The 16,575-nt window shown below is 72.6% G+C and carries 13 protein-coding genes; 8 read left to right on the plus strand and 5 right to left on the minus strand.

The window, feature by feature from the left end:
* Window positions 1-37 precede the first annotated feature (37 nt).
* Genes ACZ7L9_RS14585 through ACZ7L9_RS14595 form a run of 3 tightly spaced genes read left to right on the plus strand, consistent with a single transcriptional unit; the run spans window position 38 to window position 2,993 of the window.
* On the plus strand, window positions 38-1,048 hold the full coding sequence (locus tag ACZ7L9_RS14585; RefSeq protein ID WP_471415412.1) for a FecCD family ABC transporter permease: 1,011 nt from the start codon (window positions 38-40) through the stop codon (window positions 1,046-1,048).
* Window positions 1,045-2,127 (plus strand): FecCD family ABC transporter permease, encoded by a 1,083-nt coding sequence (locus ACZ7L9_RS14590; protein WP_471415414.1) that lies wholly within the window; start codon window positions 1,045-1,047, stop codon window positions 2,125-2,127. Before ACZ7L9_RS14585 ends, ACZ7L9_RS14590 begins: the two co-directional genes overlap by 4 nt.
* Window positions 2,124-2,993, plus strand: a complete 870-nt coding sequence (locus ACZ7L9_RS14595) for an ABC transporter ATP-binding protein (protein WP_471415415.1) — start codon at window positions 2,124-2,126, stop codon at window positions 2,991-2,993. The genes ACZ7L9_RS14590 and ACZ7L9_RS14595 overlap by 4 nt, the downstream gene beginning before the upstream one ends.
* A gap of 104 nt (window positions 2,994-3,097) precedes the next feature.
* On the opposite strand, the gene ACZ7L9_RS14600 is transcribed toward ACZ7L9_RS14595, so the two are convergent.
* From ACZ7L9_RS14600 to ACZ7L9_RS14610, 3 genes are all read right to left on the minus strand, one after another.
* The gene (locus ACZ7L9_RS14600; RefSeq protein WP_471415417.1) at window positions 3,098-3,505 is read right to left on the minus strand and encodes a PIN domain-containing protein; all 408 of its coding nucleotides are present in this window, start codon (window positions 3,503-3,505) and stop codon (window positions 3,098-3,100) included.
* Entirely contained in the window at window positions 3,502-3,723 is a 222-nt protein-coding gene (locus ACZ7L9_RS14605) for a type II toxin-antitoxin system VapB family antitoxin (RefSeq protein WP_471415419.1), read from the minus strand. Before ACZ7L9_RS14605 ends, ACZ7L9_RS14600 begins: the two co-directional genes overlap by 4 nt.
* Before the next feature lie 180 nt (window positions 3,724-3,903).
* A complete protein-coding gene (locus tag ACZ7L9_RS14610; RefSeq protein WP_471415421.1) occupies window positions 3,904-4,986 on the minus strand; it encodes a hypothetical protein in 1,083 nt (360 codons plus the stop codon).
* A 75-nt stretch (window positions 4,987-5,061) separates the two neighbouring features.
* On the opposite strand from ACZ7L9_RS14610, the gene ACZ7L9_RS14615 reads away from it, so the two are divergent.
* Window positions 5,062-7,521, plus strand: coding sequence for a helicase-associated domain-containing protein (locus tag ACZ7L9_RS14615; RefSeq protein WP_471415423.1), 2,460 nt, complete (start codon window positions 5,062-5,064; stop codon window positions 7,519-7,521).
* 138 nt (window positions 7,522-7,659) lie between these two features.
* Window positions 7,660-9,303 (plus strand): DNA repair helicase XPB, encoded by a 1,644-nt coding sequence (locus ACZ7L9_RS14620; RefSeq protein WP_471415425.1) that lies wholly within the window; start codon window positions 7,660-7,662, stop codon window positions 9,301-9,303.
* 75 nt (window positions 9,304-9,378) lie between these two features.
* Here ACZ7L9_RS14620 and ACZ7L9_RS14625 read toward each other — a convergent pair whose 3' ends face one another.
* On the minus strand, window positions 9,379-9,570 hold the full coding sequence (locus ACZ7L9_RS14625; RefSeq protein WP_471415427.1) for a hypothetical protein: 192 nt from the start codon (window positions 9,568-9,570) through the stop codon (window positions 9,379-9,381).
* A gap of 406 nt (window positions 9,571-9,976) precedes the next feature.
* Between ACZ7L9_RS14625 and ACZ7L9_RS14630 the strand changes: the two genes are divergently transcribed.
* Window positions 9,977-12,121 (plus strand): HelD family protein, encoded by a 2,145-nt coding sequence (locus ACZ7L9_RS14630; protein ID WP_471415429.1) that lies wholly within the window; start codon window positions 9,977-9,979, stop codon window positions 12,119-12,121.
* Between the two features lie 276 nt (window positions 12,122-12,397).
* Here ACZ7L9_RS14630 and ACZ7L9_RS14635 read toward each other — a convergent pair whose 3' ends face one another.
* Entirely contained in the window at window positions 12,398-13,087 is a 690-nt protein-coding gene (locus ACZ7L9_RS14635) for a copper homeostasis protein CutC (RefSeq protein WP_471415431.1), read from the minus strand.
* 334 nt (window positions 13,088-13,421) lie between these two features.
* On the opposite strand from ACZ7L9_RS14635, the gene ACZ7L9_RS14640 reads away from it, so the two are divergent.
* Together ACZ7L9_RS14640 and ACZ7L9_RS14645 are read left to right on the plus strand one after the other, a co-directional pair.
* Window positions 13,422-15,623 (plus strand): heavy metal translocating P-type ATPase, encoded by a 2,202-nt coding sequence (locus ACZ7L9_RS14640; RefSeq protein WP_471415696.1) that lies wholly within the window; start codon window positions 13,422-13,424, stop codon window positions 15,621-15,623.
* A 206-nt stretch (window positions 15,624-15,829) separates the two neighbouring features.
* Entirely contained in the window at window positions 15,830-16,513 is a 684-nt protein-coding gene (locus ACZ7L9_RS14645; RefSeq protein WP_471415433.1) for an HD domain-containing protein, read from the plus strand.
* Window positions 16,514-16,575: the final 62 nt, after the last annotated feature.

Here is a 16,575-nt window from a genome sequence, read left to right on the forward strand (position 1 = left end):
CCAAGCCTAACTTTGCTTCGCCTTTCGATGGGGTCCGATGTCAGCCGCCGCTCCACGCCGCCCCGGACGCGCACTCGCGACGGCGGCGGCCGTCGCGGCGCTGCTGGTGGCGGTACTCCTCAGCCTCGCCGTGGGGGCCCGCTCCATACCCCCGTCCGAGGTGTTCGACGCCCTGCTGCACGGCGGGCACTCCGACGCCGCCGAAGTCGTCCGGAACATGCGGGTGCCGCGCACCCTGATCGGGCTGATGGTCGGCGCGGCACTGGCCCTCGCGGGCACGGTGCTCCAGGGCATCACCCGTAACCCCATCGCCGACCCCGGCATCCTGGGTATCAGTCAGGGCGCCTCGGTGGGCGTGGTGCTGGCCATCGCGTACGCCGGGATCCACACCCTGACGGGGTACGTGTGGTTCGCGTTCGCGGGGGCGGCGATCGCCTCCGTCGCCGTGTACGCCGTCGCCTCCAGCGGGCGCGGTGGTGCCACCCCCGTGAAACTCGCCCTGGGCGGCGCCGCGATCAACGCGCTGCTGGTGTCGGTGACGACGGCGGTGCTGACGACCGAGGCGTCCGCACTGGACGAGTTCCGCTTCTGGCAGGTCGGCTCGATCGGCGGGCGCGAGGCCGATGTGGCCCAGCAGATCTGGCCTTTCATGCTGGTCGGGACCGTGCTCGTGCTGTCCGTCGCCCGTGGGCTCGACGCTCTGGCGCTCGGCGAGGACGTGGCGAAGGGCCTCGGGCAGAAGGTCGCGACGGTACGGATCGTCGGCGGCATCGGGGCCACGGTGCTGACCGGTGTCGGCGTCGCGGCGGCCGGGCCGATCGCGTTCATCGGCCTCGCCGTCCCGCACATCGCCCGCCGAATCGTCGGCGGCGACCACCGCTGGGTGCTGCCGATGGCGGCGCTGATCGGGCCCGTCATGCTGCTCGTCTCCGACGTCGTCGGCCGTGTCCTCTTCCCGCCGAGCGAGGTCCCGGCGGGTGTGATGACGGCGCTGATCGGCGTTCCCTTCCTGGTCACGCTGGTACGCCGGAAGGCGGTGCCCGCATGAGTGCCGACACCTCGGTGCGGGTCCGGCCCGCCGGGTACCACGTCGTACGGATCGGGGTCCGGGGCCGGTTCCTGCTGCACCGGCGGGCGGCCGTCGTCGCCGCCTCCCTCGTCGTGCTGCTGGCCGCGGTCTGTGTCGCGTACCTCTGCGTCGGCGAGAGCTTCGTCGCGCCCGGCGAGGTCGTGAAGGTGGTCCTGGGGCAGCCGTCCCCGGACGAGCTGGTCGTCGGCACGCTGCGGCTGCCGCGGATGGTCGTGGGGCTGCTGGTCGGCGCGGCGTTCGGGATCGCCGGTGCGCTGATCCAGACCGTCGCCCGCAACCCGCTGGCCAGCCCCGACATCATCGGCATCAGCCAGGGGGCGAGCGCGCTCACGGTCGGCGCGATGACCTTCGGCGTCACCTCGTACACCGTGCTGCCGTATCTGTCCGTCATCGGCGGGGTGGCCGCGGCGGCCCTCGTGTACGTCTTCGCCTGGCGCGGCGGGCTGCATGCCACCCGCTTCGTCCTCATCGGCATCGGTTTCGCCATCGCGCTGCGGTCGGTCACCACGCTGTTCCTGACGAAGGGCGACTACCTGGTCGCGCAGCAGGCGCAGATCTGGATGACCGGCTCGCTCAACGGCCGCGGCTGGTCCGAGGCCGCGCCGATCGGCTGGACGCTGCTGGTCCTGCTGCCGGCCATCCTGTGGGCCGCCCGCGCCCAGCGCACCGTCTCGATGGACGACGACACCGCGACCGCGCTCGGGGTGCGTCTGGGGCGCGTACGGCTGGGTCTCGTCGCCCTCGGGGTGATCCTGGCGTCCGTGGCGACCGGGACGGCCGGGCCGGTCGACTTCGTGGCGCTGCTCGCCCCGCAGATCGCCCGCCGGATGACCCGGACCGCGCAGATCCCGCTGTTCTGCTCGGCGCTGCTCGGTGCGGTGATCGTCGTGTTCGGGGATCTGCTGGCGCGCAGGCTCTTCTCGCCCACCGAACTGCCGGTGGGTGTTCTGACGGCGGCGGTCGGCGCCCCGTATCTGATCTGGCTGATCGTCCGTGGTCAGGGCGGCGGCCGCGGCCGTAGTGGAGGCACCGCATGAGTTCGACCCGTACGTCCGGCACGTCCGACGCCACGGCGACCCCGACCGCGACCAGCCGACTCACCGTGCGGGAACTGACGCTCGCTTACGAGGACCGCACCGTCGTCCACGAGCTGGACCTCGCCGTTCCCGACGGCCGGGTCACCGTCATCGTCGGCCCGAACGCCTGCGGCAAGTCGACCACCCTGCGCGCGCTCGGCCGGCTCCTCAAGCCGCGCGGCGGGGCGGTGCTCCTCGACGGCACCGAGCTGTCGAAGATCCCCACGCGGAGGATCGCCCAGTCGATCGGACTGCTGCCGCAGACCCCGGTCGCCCCCGAGGCGATCACCGTCTCCGATCTCGTCGCCCGCGGCCGGCAGCCGCATCAGCACTGGTGGCAACAGTGGTCCGAGGAGGACGAGCGGGCGGTGACGGACGCCATGGAGCGTACGGACATCACCGCGCTCGGCGAACGGTCGGTGGACGAGCTGTCCGGCGGCCAGCGCCAGCGGGTCTGGATCGCGATGGCGCTCGCCCAGGAGACGGATCTGCTGCTCCTCGACGAGCCGACCACGTACCTCGACATCGCGCACCAGGTCGAGGTCCTGGACCTGGTGCGCCGGCTCACCGCCCCGGCGGCGGACGGCACCCGCGGCCGGACCGTCGTCACGGTGCTCCACGACCTCAACCAGGCCGCCCGTTACGCGGACCACCTGGTCGCCATGAAGGCGGGCCGGATCGTCGCCGAGGGCCGCCCGAAGGACATCGTCACCGCCGGTCTCGTACGCGAGGTCTTCGGCCTGGACGCGGTGATCGTCCCGGACCCGGTGACGGGTTCGCCGCTGGTGGTGCCGGGGGCTCCCTGGACAGCTCCTGTTCCGCACTGAAGCCTCTGCGGCCCTGCCCGGCGCCTGCGGCCGATGTGCCGGGCCGGGAGGGAACTGAAGATCTTGACAAGGCCAGGATCTTCGGTTCCGCCTGGGCTAGCTAGCTAGATGTCGTGGACGCTGTGCTCGCTGAGGTCGGCCGCATGCCGAGCGACGGTTTGGTAGTCGGCGTCGTCATGAAGGACGGTCAGGCCGTGGTGGGCCGCAGTAGCCGCAATGATCAGATCCACTGCCGAGGCACTGCGATGCTCCCCGGCCCGGGCCATCCGATGCTGCACCGAACCGATCCAGCGTCCCGCGTTCTTCGGCACCGACACGTCCGGGTAGAGGTCTGTGAACATCTCCGCGATCTCGTCGTACTCGCGGGCGTTCCGGGCGCTGTACAGGAACTCGGCGCGTTGCGGATAGCAGGAGGCGACGGCCTCGGCGTCGATCGCGTCGTACCAGGCCGACTGCAGTTTGGAGTCGCCGAGCAACCGGACAAGGCCGGAGGTGTCGAGCAGATAGATCACCGATTGTCCTTCTCCGCCCGGTGCTGACGTTCGGCGTCCTCAACCGCCCCCCACTGGCGCGCACGCTCGAAGTGGCGGCTGATGCGCGCCGCACGCTCCTGCCGCTCGGCGTAGAACTGGAGGGCGAGATTGACGGCCTCCTTCTTGGTCCTCACCTTGGACAGCGCCATGACACGCTCCAGGGCGTCATCGTCGATGTCGATCTGGGTCACAGACACGTCGCACCTCCCTGCAAACGTTCGCGTCGTACATATTGGTGATGTACAAAGAATTATAGGTCACCAACATCCCGAGCGCGCCGGAGATGCCGTCGACAATTCCGCGAACGGCAAGGCCCGGTCAGCGGTTCAACGTGTGCAGCCCAGCGGAGCCGAACTCCCGCACTCCTGCATCCCCGCCTACCCCACCCGCTTCCGCGCCCGCCACACCAGGAACGCCGCCGACGCCACCGCGGCCGTCCGCACCACCACCGGCCACACCCCGGTCAGCGCGTCCGCCATCCCGTCCTGCGGGATCGGTTCGCCCCAGCGGCCCTCCGTCCGGCCCCAGAGCCAGACCAGGGCACCCGCCACGACCACGCCCGGCAGGCCCATCGCGGCCCACTTCGCCTCCGCGCGCGACAACGTGCGTGAGCCGTACGCGAGCAGCCAGCCGCCCGCCAGGGCGAGCCAGGAACCCGTCACGGCGCCCACGACCAGCAGCGCGGCGGCGAGCAGCATGAAGGGGTGGGAGAAGCCCCGGGCCGTCGGCTTCGACTCGCCAGGGGCGCGGCGGCGCAGGCGCGGGAGCCGTCGGCGTCGCGGTGCGGCCTCGTCGGCGCCGGTTTCCTCGGCGGGGGCGTCGTCGTCCGGCGCGTCGTCCGCGGCGCGGGAGCCCAAAACCGCGTCCCGGGACGGCGGCGGCCTCATCATGTCCGGGATCTCCACGCCGCCGGCGAATCCCGGCACGTCCACTCCGTCACCGAACGGCCCCGGCTCGATCCGCCACCAGTCGGGCTCGCTCCCGGACGGCCCCAGCTCGTCCGTTCCGGCCATGTGCGGCGGCGACGGCGCGCGCCCGGCGGCCGCTTCCGGAGCCGCTTCCGGAGCGGCTTCCGCCGACTGCTCCGGGGCTTTTGATGCCCCGTCCGGCGCCTGCGACGCGCCCTTGCCGGAACTGTCTTTCCGGAGCATCCCCTTGCGCGGCCGGGGGATGCCTCGCCCCTCCCCCACGGCGGGTTCCGGCCGCTGGGACAGCTGGACCGTCCCGTCCGCCGACGCGGCCGCGGCAGCGACCAGTTCGTCGGGGGTGCCGAGCCTCCCGATGATGCGGCGGACGGCCGCCGGGCTGTCCGCCGACTGCTTTCCGCGCTGCCGGTCGATCTCGCCCCGGAGCGTCGACACGAGCCCCATCCGGGCGGCCGAGGGCAGCTGTTGCTGCTGTGCCAGGTCCCCGACCCGGCTCAGATAGTCGTAGACCAGCTGGTCGCTCTCGATCCCCACGCGATCGTTCCCCTCTACCGCCCTGCACCGACGGTAGCGCCCTCAGGCCTGTCCGGAGCGACTACCGTGGGACGGATGGGGATGACCACACCACCGCGGACGCTCGCCGAAGCTCTCCGCGCCCGGGACGACGAGTCGTTGGGGTGGCTGCTGCGTGCCCGCCCCGATCTCCTCACCCCGGTACCGGGCGACATCACTCAGCTCGCGACGAGAGCCGGCACGCGCGCCTCCGTCGTACGCGCGCTGGAACACCTCGACCGGTTCTCCCTGCAGACCGCCGAGGCGCTCGCCGTGGCCCCCGACCCCGCCCCGTACGAGACGCTGCTCGGCCTCTTCACCGGCGACGGCCGGGACCACGGCGAGCACCGCGACGACGCGGACGCGGCGATCGAGGGAGCGCTGCCCGAGGCCCTGACCACCCTGCGCGAGCAGGCCCTCGTCTGGGGCGAGGACGACCGGCTGCGGCTGGTGCGTACCGCGCGCGAACTCCTCGCACCGTCCCCGCAGCACCCCTCCCCCACCGGCCTGGGCCCGACCGTCGCGGAGGCGACCGCCGGTATGTCGCCCGGCCGGCTCCAGGAGATCCTGGCGGCCGTCGGACTGCCCGCCACCCATGACCCGGTATCCGCCGTGGCGTCCCTGTCCGCGCTCTTCACCGACCGGGCCAGGATGGGCGAGCTGCTGGACACCGCCCCCGCCGAGGCCCTCTCCGTACTGGACCGGCTGGTGTGGGGGCCACCGTACGGGGAAGTGACCCCGAACCCCACCCCGCCGGTGAAATGGCTTCGCGACCACGGGCTGCTGCTGCCCGTGTCGACCCGCACCGTGGTGCTGCCGCGCGAGGCCGCCCTGCATCTGCGGGCCGGGCGCGCCCACCGCGTACCGGAACCCCGGCCGCCCGCCGTGGCAGCGGTCGCCGTTCGTGATCCCCAGGCTGTGGACAGCGCCGCGGCCGGTCAGGCGTTCCTGGCGGTGACCACCGTCGAGGAGCTGCTGAAGAGCTGGAACGGCGGCGGCCCCGCGATACTGCGCGCCGGTGGGCTCAGCGTCCGCGACCTGAAGAAGACCGCCACCGCCCTCGACGTCTCCGAGCCGCTCGCGGCGTTCTGGGTCGAACTCGCCTACGCGGCCGGGCTGCTGGCCTCCGACGGGGAGGCCGACGAGCGGTACGCGCCGACGCCCGCGTACGACGACTGGGCCGAACTCCCCGCCCAGGACCGCTGGGCGCACCTCGCGACAGCCTGGCTCGCCGCCACCCGCACCCCCGGACTGGTCGGCGGCCAGGACGCCAAGGGCCGGGCCCTGTCCGCCCTCGGCCCCGGCCTCGACCGCTCCGCCGCCCCCGAGGTGCGTCACCGGGTCCTCGCCCTCCTCGCCGTCCTGGAACCGGGCACCGCCCCCGACCCGGAGACCGTGCTCGCCCGCCTCCGCTGGGAACGCCCCCTGCGCGGCGCCTCCGCCACCGCCGGGGACACCACCGACCTGCGGTCCCGGATCGCCCTGTGGACGCTGAACGAATGCGAGCTCCTCGGCATCACCGGACGCGGCGCGCTCGCCTCGCACACCCGCGCCCTGCTCGACGCCGGGCCGGCCGAGGCCGCCGCGCTGCTCGCTCCCCTCATCCCTGAGCCGCTGGACCATGTCCTGCTCCAGGCCGACCTGACCGCCGTCGCCCCCGGCCCGCTGGAACGCCCCTTGGCGGACCTGCTCTCCGCCCTCGCCGACATCGAGTCGAAGGGCGGCGCGACGGTCTACCGCTTCACCCCCGGGTCCGTACGCCGCGCCCTGGACGCCGGACAGTCCGCGGCCGATCTGCACGCGTTCCTCGCCACCCACAGCCGTACGCCGGTGCCGCAGCCGCTCAGCTACCTCATCGACGACGTCGCCCGCCGCCATGGCCATCTGCGGATCGGCGCCGCCTCCTCGTACGTACGCTGCGACGACGAGGCCGCGCTGAACGAGATCCTCGCCGACCGACGCTCGGCCACCCTGCGCCTGCGCCGCCTCGCGCCGACGGCCCTGGCCGCCCAGGTCGACCCGGCGTCCCTGCTCGAGGGGTTGCGCGAGATGGGCTACGCCCCGGCCGCCGAATCCGCCGAGGGCGACGTCCTGATCACCCGCGCGGGCGCCCGCCGCACCCCGCCGCGCACCGCCCCCGCCCCCGTGCCCGAGGGTCCTCCGGTCCCGGACGCCACGCTGCTCGGTGCGGCGGTACGGGCGATCCGCGCCGGGGACACGGCCGCCACGGTGGCCCGCAAGGACCCGGCCGACGCCCCCGACGCCCCGGCCGGCTCCCTGCCCCGTACGACGCCGGCCGAGACCCTCGCCACCGTCCAGGCCGCCGCGATGACCGGCTCGGCGCTCTGGATCGGCTACGTCAACGCGGACGGGGCGGCCAGTCAGCGTGTCATCGCCCCGGTCCGGGTCGAGGGCGGCTTCGTCACGGCGTACGACCACACGGCGGACGAGGTCCGCACCTATCCTCTGCACCGGATCACCGGCGTCGCCGAACTGGCCGACGACGCCGCGCACTGAGGCCCCTGGCCCGAGGCCCGGAGCCCGGAGTTCGTACGTCCTTGTGCCGAGCAGCACACCGCACCGCGGCCCCCACATGCGGCACACTGGACGTTTGGCCGTTCCCGGCCGTCCCCGCAGCAGAAAGGGCCGACGCGCGTGACCGGACCCCTCATCGTCCAGAGCGACAAGACACTGCTCCTGGAAGTGGACCACGACCAGGCCGATGCCTGCCGTCGGGCGATCGCGCCCTTCGCCGAACTGGAGCGCGCACCCGAGCACATCCACACCTACCGGCTGACCCCGCTCGGGCTGTGGAACGCGCGCGCCGCCGGGCACGACGCCGAGCAGGTCGTCGACGCGCTCGTGCAGTACTCGCGCTATCCCGTACCGCACGCACTGCTCGTCGACATCGCCGAGACGATGGCCCGGTACGGCCGCCTCACCCTGTCCAAGCATCCGGTGCACGGTCTGGTGCTGACCTCCACCGACCGGCCCGTGCTGGAGGAGATCCTCCGCTCGAAGAAGGTCCAGCCGCTGGTCGGGGCGCGGATCGACCCGGACACCGTGGCCGTGCACCCGTCCGAGCGCGGGCAGATCAAGCAGACGCTGCTGAGGCTGGGCTGGCCCGCCGAGGACCTCGCGGGTTACGTCGACGGCGAGGCGCACCCGATCGAGCTGGCCGAGGACGGCTGGGCGCTGCGGCCGTACCAGAAGCAGGCCGTCGAAGGGTTCTGGCACGGCGGCTCGGGTGTGGTCGTACTGCCCTGTGGTGCGGGGAAGACGCTGGTCGGGGCCGGTGCGATGGCTCAGGCCAGGGCGACGACGCTGATCCTGGTGACGAACACCGTCTCGGCCCGGCAGTGGAAGCACGAGCTGGTGAAGCGGACCTCGCTGACCGAGGACGAGATCGGCGAGTACAGCGGTACGCGCAAGGAGATCCGGCCGGTCACCATCGCCACGTACCAGGTGCTGACGACCCGCCGCAAGGGCGTCTACCCGCACCTGGAGCTGTTCGACTCCCGCGACTGGGGTCTGGTGATCTACGACGAGGTGCATCTGCTGCCCGCGCCCGTCTTCAAGTTCACCGCCGACCTGCAGGCCCGGCGGCGCCTCGGCCTCACCGCGACGCTGGTGCGTGAGGACGGCCGCGAGTCGGACGTCTTCTCGCTGATCGGGCCCAAGCGGTTCGACGCCCCGTGGAAGGAGATCGAGGCGCAGGGCTACATCGCGCCCGCCGACTGTGTCGAGGTACGGGTCAATCTGACGGACTCGGAGCGGCTCGCGTACGCGACCGCGGAGACCGAGGAGAAGTACCGGTTCTGTGCGACGACCGACACGAAGCGGAAGGTGACGGAGGCGCTGGTGCGCAAGCACCGGGGCGAGCAGACCCTCGTCATCGGGCAGTACATCGACCAGCTCGACGAGCTGGGTGAGCATCTCGACGCCCCGGTGATCAAGGGCGAGACGAGCAACGCCCAGCGGGAGAAGCTCTTCGACGCGTTCCGGGAGGGCGAGCTCAGCGTCCTCGTGGTGTCGAAGGTCGCGAACTTCTCCATCGACCTGCCGGAGGCGACCGTCGCCATCCAGGTGTCGGGGACGTTCGGCTCGCGCCAGGAGGAGGCGCAGCGGCTCGGCCGGGTGCTGCGGCCGAAGGCGGACGGGCACGAGGCGCGGTTCTACTCGGTGGTCGCCCGCGACACGATCGACCAGGACTTCGCAGCACACCGCCAGCGGTTCCTGGCCGAGCAGGGGTATGCGTACCGGATCGTGGACGCGGACGAGCTGCTGGCCGACAACTGAGGCCGGTGGCCGATCCGCTTACGGCGGTCGGTTGCCGGGCGGTTGCGAGTCGTGTGCCGGAGAGGTCGCGCGTACTCAGTGCTCGCGGCGGTGGACGCCCGCCTCTTCCGCGTACTCGCCGAGGACGACCACGCCGAACGCGGCGCGGGCGTAGACCTTGACGGCGCGCAGGGCGTCGCCGACGCGGTGGCTGTGCCGGTGACCGGTGGCCGCGGTCGCGCCGTGCGCCGGGCCGGTCCTGCGAGGGTTCAGGGTGACTGTACTCATGTAATCCATGGTGCTGCGCCCCGCCCGCGAAGTCATCGATCCGCGGACGGAATCCGGGAGCGGTGCGCGTAGGTCTCCGGTCGCATGCCGTCCCCTACGGGGTGGGCCCAGCAGCGGACCGACGCTGGACCGGCGCCGGCACCGGCACTGAACCGGCATCAAATCCGTTCGACCCCGACGCGGGCGGTCGATACAATCGCCGGTCTGCCCGCCTCCCGCACCGTGGTACCGGCCATCGCCGGCAGCCGGGGGAGCGCCGCCGACCGGACGGAAACCGGCCGGCAGCCGTACGCACCGCCTGCGTGTGTACCCCGTGATCGATCCCCGAGCGGACCGCGTCGCCCCGAGCAGTGCCCCGGGGCGAGGTGCGGTCCGCCGTCCTGCGTTGAAAGCCGGAGGCAACACCGTGCCCGCGCACGCACCCGAAAGCGACACCACCACCGATCCCCTGGCCCTTGAACGCGCCCATCTCGCCGCGTCCCGCTCCGCGTTGCGCGCCATGCGCGAGGACGCCCAGGCCCTCGACATCCGCGACGTCACCGCGAACTGGGTCAACGCGGCCGTTCTGCAGTCCCAGATCGACGAGCGGATCAAGTCCCTCGCCGATCTCGCCCACACCCCGCTCTTCTTCGGGCGCCTGGACTATCTGCACACGGTCGGTGCCGAGCAGGCCGAGGGGGCATCAGGAGGGGCGGCGCGCAGCGCCTCGGCCAAGGGCGGTGGTGGGCGACGGGAGGGCGAGCAGTTCTACATCGGGCGCCGCCACGTCCACGACGCCGACGGCGATCCGATGGTCGTCGACTGGCGTGCGCCCGTCTCGCAGCCGTTCTACCGGGCCTCCAGGAAGGACCCGCAGGACGTCGGCCGGCGCCGCCGCTTCGGCTACACCGGCGGTGAGCTGACCGCGTACGAGGACGAGCACCTCACCGACCCCACCGAGGCCGCGCAGACCAGCAGGCTCCTCCAGGCGGAGATCGAGCGGCCGCGCGTCGGTCCGATGCGTGACATCGTCGCGACGATCCAGCCCGAGCAGGACGAGATCGTCCGCAGCGGCCTCGGCGGGACGGTCTGCGTGCAGGGCGGGCCCGGCACCGGCAAGACGGCCGTCGGCCTGCACCGGGTCGCGTATCTGCTGTACGCGCACCGGGAGCGGCTCGCCCGTACCGGCACGCTGGTCATCGGCCCGAACCGGTCCTTCCTGCACTACATCGAGCAGGTGCTCCCGGCCCTCGGTGAGCTGGAGGTGAAGCAGGCGACCGTCGACGATCTGGTGACGGCGGGCATCGAGGTGCGCGGCACGGACTCGGCGGCCGCCGCCGTCGTCAAGGGCGACGCCAGGATGGCCCAGGTGCTGCGGCGGGCGATCCGTTCGCATGTGACGCTGCCGACGGAGCCGGTGATGGTGGTGCGCGGCTCGCGGCGGTGGCGGGTGCCGGCGTACGAGCTGGAGGAGATCGTCACCGAACTCCTGGCCCGGGACATGCGGTACGGGGCCGCCCACGAGGCGCTTCCGCAGCGGATCGCGCACTCCGTCCTGGTCCGGATGGAGGAGGCGGGCGAGGCGCCCGACGACCGGGTGCAGAACGCGGTGGCCCGCAACCCCGCCGTGAAGGCGGCCGTTAAGGCGATCTGGCCGGTCGTCGAACCGGCCAGGCTGGTGCTGCGACTGCTGTCGGACGCGGAGTTCCTGGCCGCGCACGCGGCGGGGCTGCTCACCGAGGACGAGCAGAAGACGATCCTGTGGACCAGGCCGGTCCGCAGCGTGAAGTCCGCGAAGTGGTCGGCGGCGGACGCGGTGCTGATCGACGAGGCGAGCGATCTGGTGGCGCGTACGCATTCGCTCGGCCATGTCGTGCTCGACGAGGCGCAGGACCTGTCCCCCATGCAGTACCGGGCGGTGGGCCGCCGCTGCACGACCGGTTCGGCGACGGTCCTCGGCGATCTCGCGCAGGGAACGACGCCGTGGTCGACGGAGAGCTGGGCGCAGGCGCTGCACCATCTGGGCAAGTCGGACGCGGTGGTGGAGGAGCTGACAGCGGGCTTCCGTGTGCCGCGCGAGGTGATCGCGTACGCGTCACGGCTGCTGCCGGTGATCTCGCCGGGCCTCGCGGCGGTGGAGTCGGTGCGTGAGTCGCCGGGTTCGCTGGAGGTACGGGAGGTGGCCGGTCCGGCGGATCTGGACGCGGCGGTGCTGGCGGCGTGCGAGGAGTCGCTGCGGCACGAGGGGTCGATCGGGCTGATCGCGGCGGACGCGCGGATTCCGGCGCTGGCGGACGCGCTGGCCGCGGCGGGGCACGCGTATCTCTCCCCCGGTGAGGAGACGACCGCCGAGTCCCGGCTGACCCTGGTCCCGGCGTCGCTGGCGAAGGGCCTGGAGTACGACTACGTGGTGCTGGACGAGCCGGCCGCGGTGGTGGACGGCGAGCCCGACGAGCGCACGGGGCTGCGGCGGCTGTACGTGGCGCTGACGCGTGCGGTGTCGGGGCTGACGGTGGTCCACGCGGCGGACCTGCCGGGCGAGTTGGCACCCGCAAGCCCCTCCGGCGTTTGAGGAGCGGAGGCCCGGGGGCAGCGCCCCCGGTTACGGGAAGGGGCGGGCAGGGGAACAGGCCCGCCGCAGGCGACCCGCCCCTCCCCGCCCCGCTAGGTCCTGTCCTGTCGATCTTCGTGGATCAGCCCGGGGCGTCTGGTGCGGTGCATCGCAAGGCGGAGGATCGTCCTCGTACTGGACGTACTCGGGCGACTGACGACAACGCGGCGAGGTGCCGTGCCAGGCGTTCCGGGCCCGCGAAGATCGGCAGGACAGGGCCTACGCGTCGGGCACCCGCTACCGGTCGAGGACCGCGCGCCACTCGCGTACCGCCGCCACGTCCACCGGTCCCGACCAGCCGTGCGGGCGGGCCGCGCTGCCGATGTGTACCGCATCGATGCCCGCACCCAGCAGTTCCGGCAGGTGGTCCAGGCGGAGCCCGCCGCCCACCAGGATCCGGGGCTCGTACCCGGGCTCGCCCTTGCGTGCCGCCTCGACGAGCAGCGTCGGGATGCCGTCGTCGACGCCCTCGGGCGAACCCGCCGTGAGGTACGTGTCCAGGCCGGGCAGGTCCGCCAGCTGCTTGCGCAGGGCGTCCCGGTCCGCGGCCCGGTCGATCGCGCGGTGGAAGGTCCAGCGGCAGCCGTCCAGCTCGGCGACGAGCCGTTCGACGGCGACCAGGTCCGGGTGGCCCTCGGCGTCCAGGAAGCCCATGACGAACTCCTCGGCGCCCTCCGCCCGCAGCTCGCGCGCCCTGGCGACGAGTTCGTCGATGTCGCCTGCGGCGAAGCCGTCCTCCATCCTGAGCATCACGCGTAGTGGAATGTCCACCGCCGCCCGGATCTCCGCGAAGGTCGCACGGGACGGGGTCAGGCCGTCCGCCGCCATGTCGGTGACCAGCTCAAGCCGGTCCGCACCACCCGCCTGGGCAGCGACCGCGTCCTCCGCGTCGAGAGCGATCACCTCCAGGACTGCACGGTTGCTCATGGGATCCCAATCCTCCAGGAAGCGGAAATAGGTCTAGACAATAGGTCTAGTCCAATGACCAGCCTACGGGCCGACCGGCCGGGGGCGCAGCCCGATGTGACGTGAAGATACGTGAGGTCAGACGCACTTCCGGTGAGCGGGCGCCGGGCACACACGCGCACTCCGACCCCCGACGCCATGCCCACCCTTGCGTTTCATAGGGGTGGGGGGTATACCTGAACCTCCAATGGATACCCCCTAGGGGTATGAACAAGCCAGGGAGGACATCGTGTCAGCGCACACCGCCACAGCCGGCACCGGCACCACCGCAGAGGTCGAGCTCGCGATCGGTGGCATGACCTGCGCCTCCTGCGCGGCCCGCATCGAGAAGAAGCTCAACCGGATGGACGGCGTCGAGGCCACCGTCAATTACGCCACCGAGAAGGCCAAGGTCAGCTACCGGGGCGAGGACGTCTCCGTACAGGACCTGATCACCACCGTCGAGAAGACCGGCTACACCGCGCACGAGCCCGCGCCCCCGGTACGCGTCGAGGGCGAAGGCCCCGAGACCGCGGAGCCCGACGAGCTGCGGTCCCTGCGGCAGCGGCTGCTCACCGCCGTGGTGCTCGCCGTGCCGGTGATCGCGATGTCGATGATCCCGGCGCTCCAGTTCGACTACTGGCAGTGGCTCTCGCTGACCCTGACGGCCCCCGTCGTCACGTACGCCGCGTGGCCCTTCCACCGCGCCGCCTGGACCAACGCCAGGCACGGCGCGGCGACGATGGACACGCTGATCTCGGTCGGCACCTCCGCCGCGTTCCTGTGGTCGCTGTGGGCGCTGTTCTTCGGCACCGCCGGGATGACCGGCATGACGCACCCCTTCGAGCTGACCATCGGGCGGAGCGACGGCGCGGGGAACATCTATCTGGAGGCCGCCGCAGGAGTCACCGCCTTCATCCTCGCCGGGCGCTACTTCGAGGCCCGTTCCAAGCGGAAGGCGGGCGCCGCCCTCAAGGCGCTGCTGGAGCTCGGGGCCAAGGAGGTGACCGTGCTGCGCGGTGGCCGTGAGGTGACCGTGCCGACCGCCGACCTCCGGGTCGGGGACCGGTTCCTGGTCCGCCCCGGCGAGAAGATCGCCACCGACGGCACCGTCGTGGAGGGCGCGTCGGCCGTGGACGCGTCGATGCTCACCGGTGAGTCCGTGCCCGTGGAGGTCGGTGTCGGCGACAGTGTCACCGGAGCCACGCTCAACGCGGGCGGCCGGCTGGTCGTCGAAGCCACCCGGATCGGCGCCGACACCCAGCTGGCCCGGATGGCGAAGCTCGTCGAGGACGCACAGAACGGCAAGGCCGCGGCCCAGCGCCTCGCGGACCGGATCTCCGCCGTCTTCGTCCCCGTCGTCATCGCACTCGCGCTCGGCACGCTCGGCTTCTGGCTCGTCAGCGGCGCGGGCCTGACCGCCGCGTTCACCGCCGCCGTCGCCGTACTGATCATCGCCTGCCCCTGCGCCCTGGGCCTGGCCACCCCCACCGCCCTCATGGTCGGTACGGGACGCGGCGCCCAGCTCGGCATCCTGATCAAGGGCCCCGAGGTCCTGGAGACCACCCGCCGCGTCGACACGATCGTCCTCGACAAGACCGGCACGGTCACCACCGGCCGCATGACCCTGCTGGACGTGCACACGGCGGACGGTACGGACGAGCGCGACGTGCTGCGGCTCGCGGGCGCCCTGGAGCACTCCTCCGAGCACCCCATCGCACAGGCCGTCGCCGCGGGAGCCGCCGAACGCACCGGTGCCGCTCTCCCCGCCCCCGAGGACTTCACCAACGTCGCGGGCCTCGGTGTCCAGGGCGTCGTCGAGGGCCACGCCGTCCTCGTCGGCCGTGAGCAGCTGCTCGCCGAGTGGGAGATCCACCTGCCGGTGGAGCTGGCCCGGCACAAGGCCGAGGCGGAGGCAGCCGGACGGACGGCCATCGCGGTCGCCTGGGACGGCGAGGCGCGGGCGGTCCTCGCCGTCGCGGACGCGGTGAAGGACACCAGCGCGGAGGCCATCGAGCGGCTGCGTGCCCTCGGCCTGACCCCGATCCTGCTGACCGGCGACAACCGGGCGGTTGCCGACGCGGTCGCGGCCGAGGTCGGGATCGAGAAGGTGTACGCGGAGGTCATGCCGGAGGACAAGGTCGACGTCGTCAAGGGCCTCCAGGCCGAGGGCCGTTCGGTCGCCATGGTCGGTGACGGGGTCAACGACGCGGCCGCCCTCGCCCAGGCCGACCTGGGCCTGGCGATGGGCACGGGCACGGACGCCGCGATCGAGGCCGGCGACCTGACGCTGGTCCGCGGCGACCTGCGGGCCGCGGCGGACGCCATCCGGCTGTCGCGGAAGACCCTCGGAACCATCCGTACGAACCTCTTCTGGGCCTTCGCCTACAACGTGGCCGCCCTCCCGCTCGCCGCGGCCGGGCTGCTGAACCCGATGATCGCGGGTGCGGCGATGGCGTTCTCGTCGGTCTTCGTCGTCGGCAACTCGCTGCGGCTGCGGCGGTTCAAGGCGGCGTAGGCGCGGCCGGCCGACGCGCCCCGCGACCTGAACGGCCGTCAGCGCCCCCTGCCCGGACGACGTCGACGGCTTCAGAGGGCCCGGCAGCAGGTGGCGCGGCATCGCCCGCGCCACCTGCTGCCGGGCCCTCTCAGGCGCTCGCCACCTTGCCGGGCCACTGAATCCACCGTCCCCGGCTTGATCGGGCCGGCCTTTAGGGTCGTCCCATGACCGACAGCTCGCGCGACATCAGTGCCCACGGGGCAGGCACGACCGAGGGCTCCCTCCGCGGCCGCTGGCGGGAGGCGCTCATCGGCGCCCGGGGCGGGGCTCCCGGGCCCGATCCGTTGCCGTACGCCACCAACCTGCTCGCGCGCTGGGCCGAGCCGCAGCGGCGGTACCACACCACCGCACACCTGGTCGCGGTGCTCGATCACATCGACACGCTCGCCCGGTACGCGGCCGACGCGGACGCGGTACGCCTCGCCGCCTGGTTCCACGACGCGGTGTACCGTCCCGACCGGTCCGAGAACGAGGAGCGCAGCGCCGCGCTCGCCGAGCGTGCCCTCCCGGAGGCCGGCGTACCGGACGGTGTCACGGCCGAGGTGGCCCGTCTCGTGCGCCTCACCGTCACCCACGACCCGGCGGACGGCGACGCCAACGGCGAGGTGCTCTGCGACGCGGATCTGGCGATCCTCGCGGCGGCCCCGAGGGAGTACGCGGCGTACGCGGCGCAGGTGCGCGAGGAGTACGGCTTCGTGCCCGACGACGCGTTCCGGGAGGGGCGGGCGACGGTGCTGCGTCAGCTGCTCGGGCTGCCGCGGCTGTTCCGTACGCTGCACGGGGCGGATCTTTGGGAGCCACAGGCGCGGCAGAACCTGCTGACCGAATTGCAGCTGCTCAGCCACTGACCTGCGGCAGCGGGGAATGCGCGGGCCGTGATCGCTGTTGGCAGCTGTCGTGCCCCACTCTG

It is taken from the genome of Streptomyces sp. NPDC111516 (assembly GCF_055635345.1).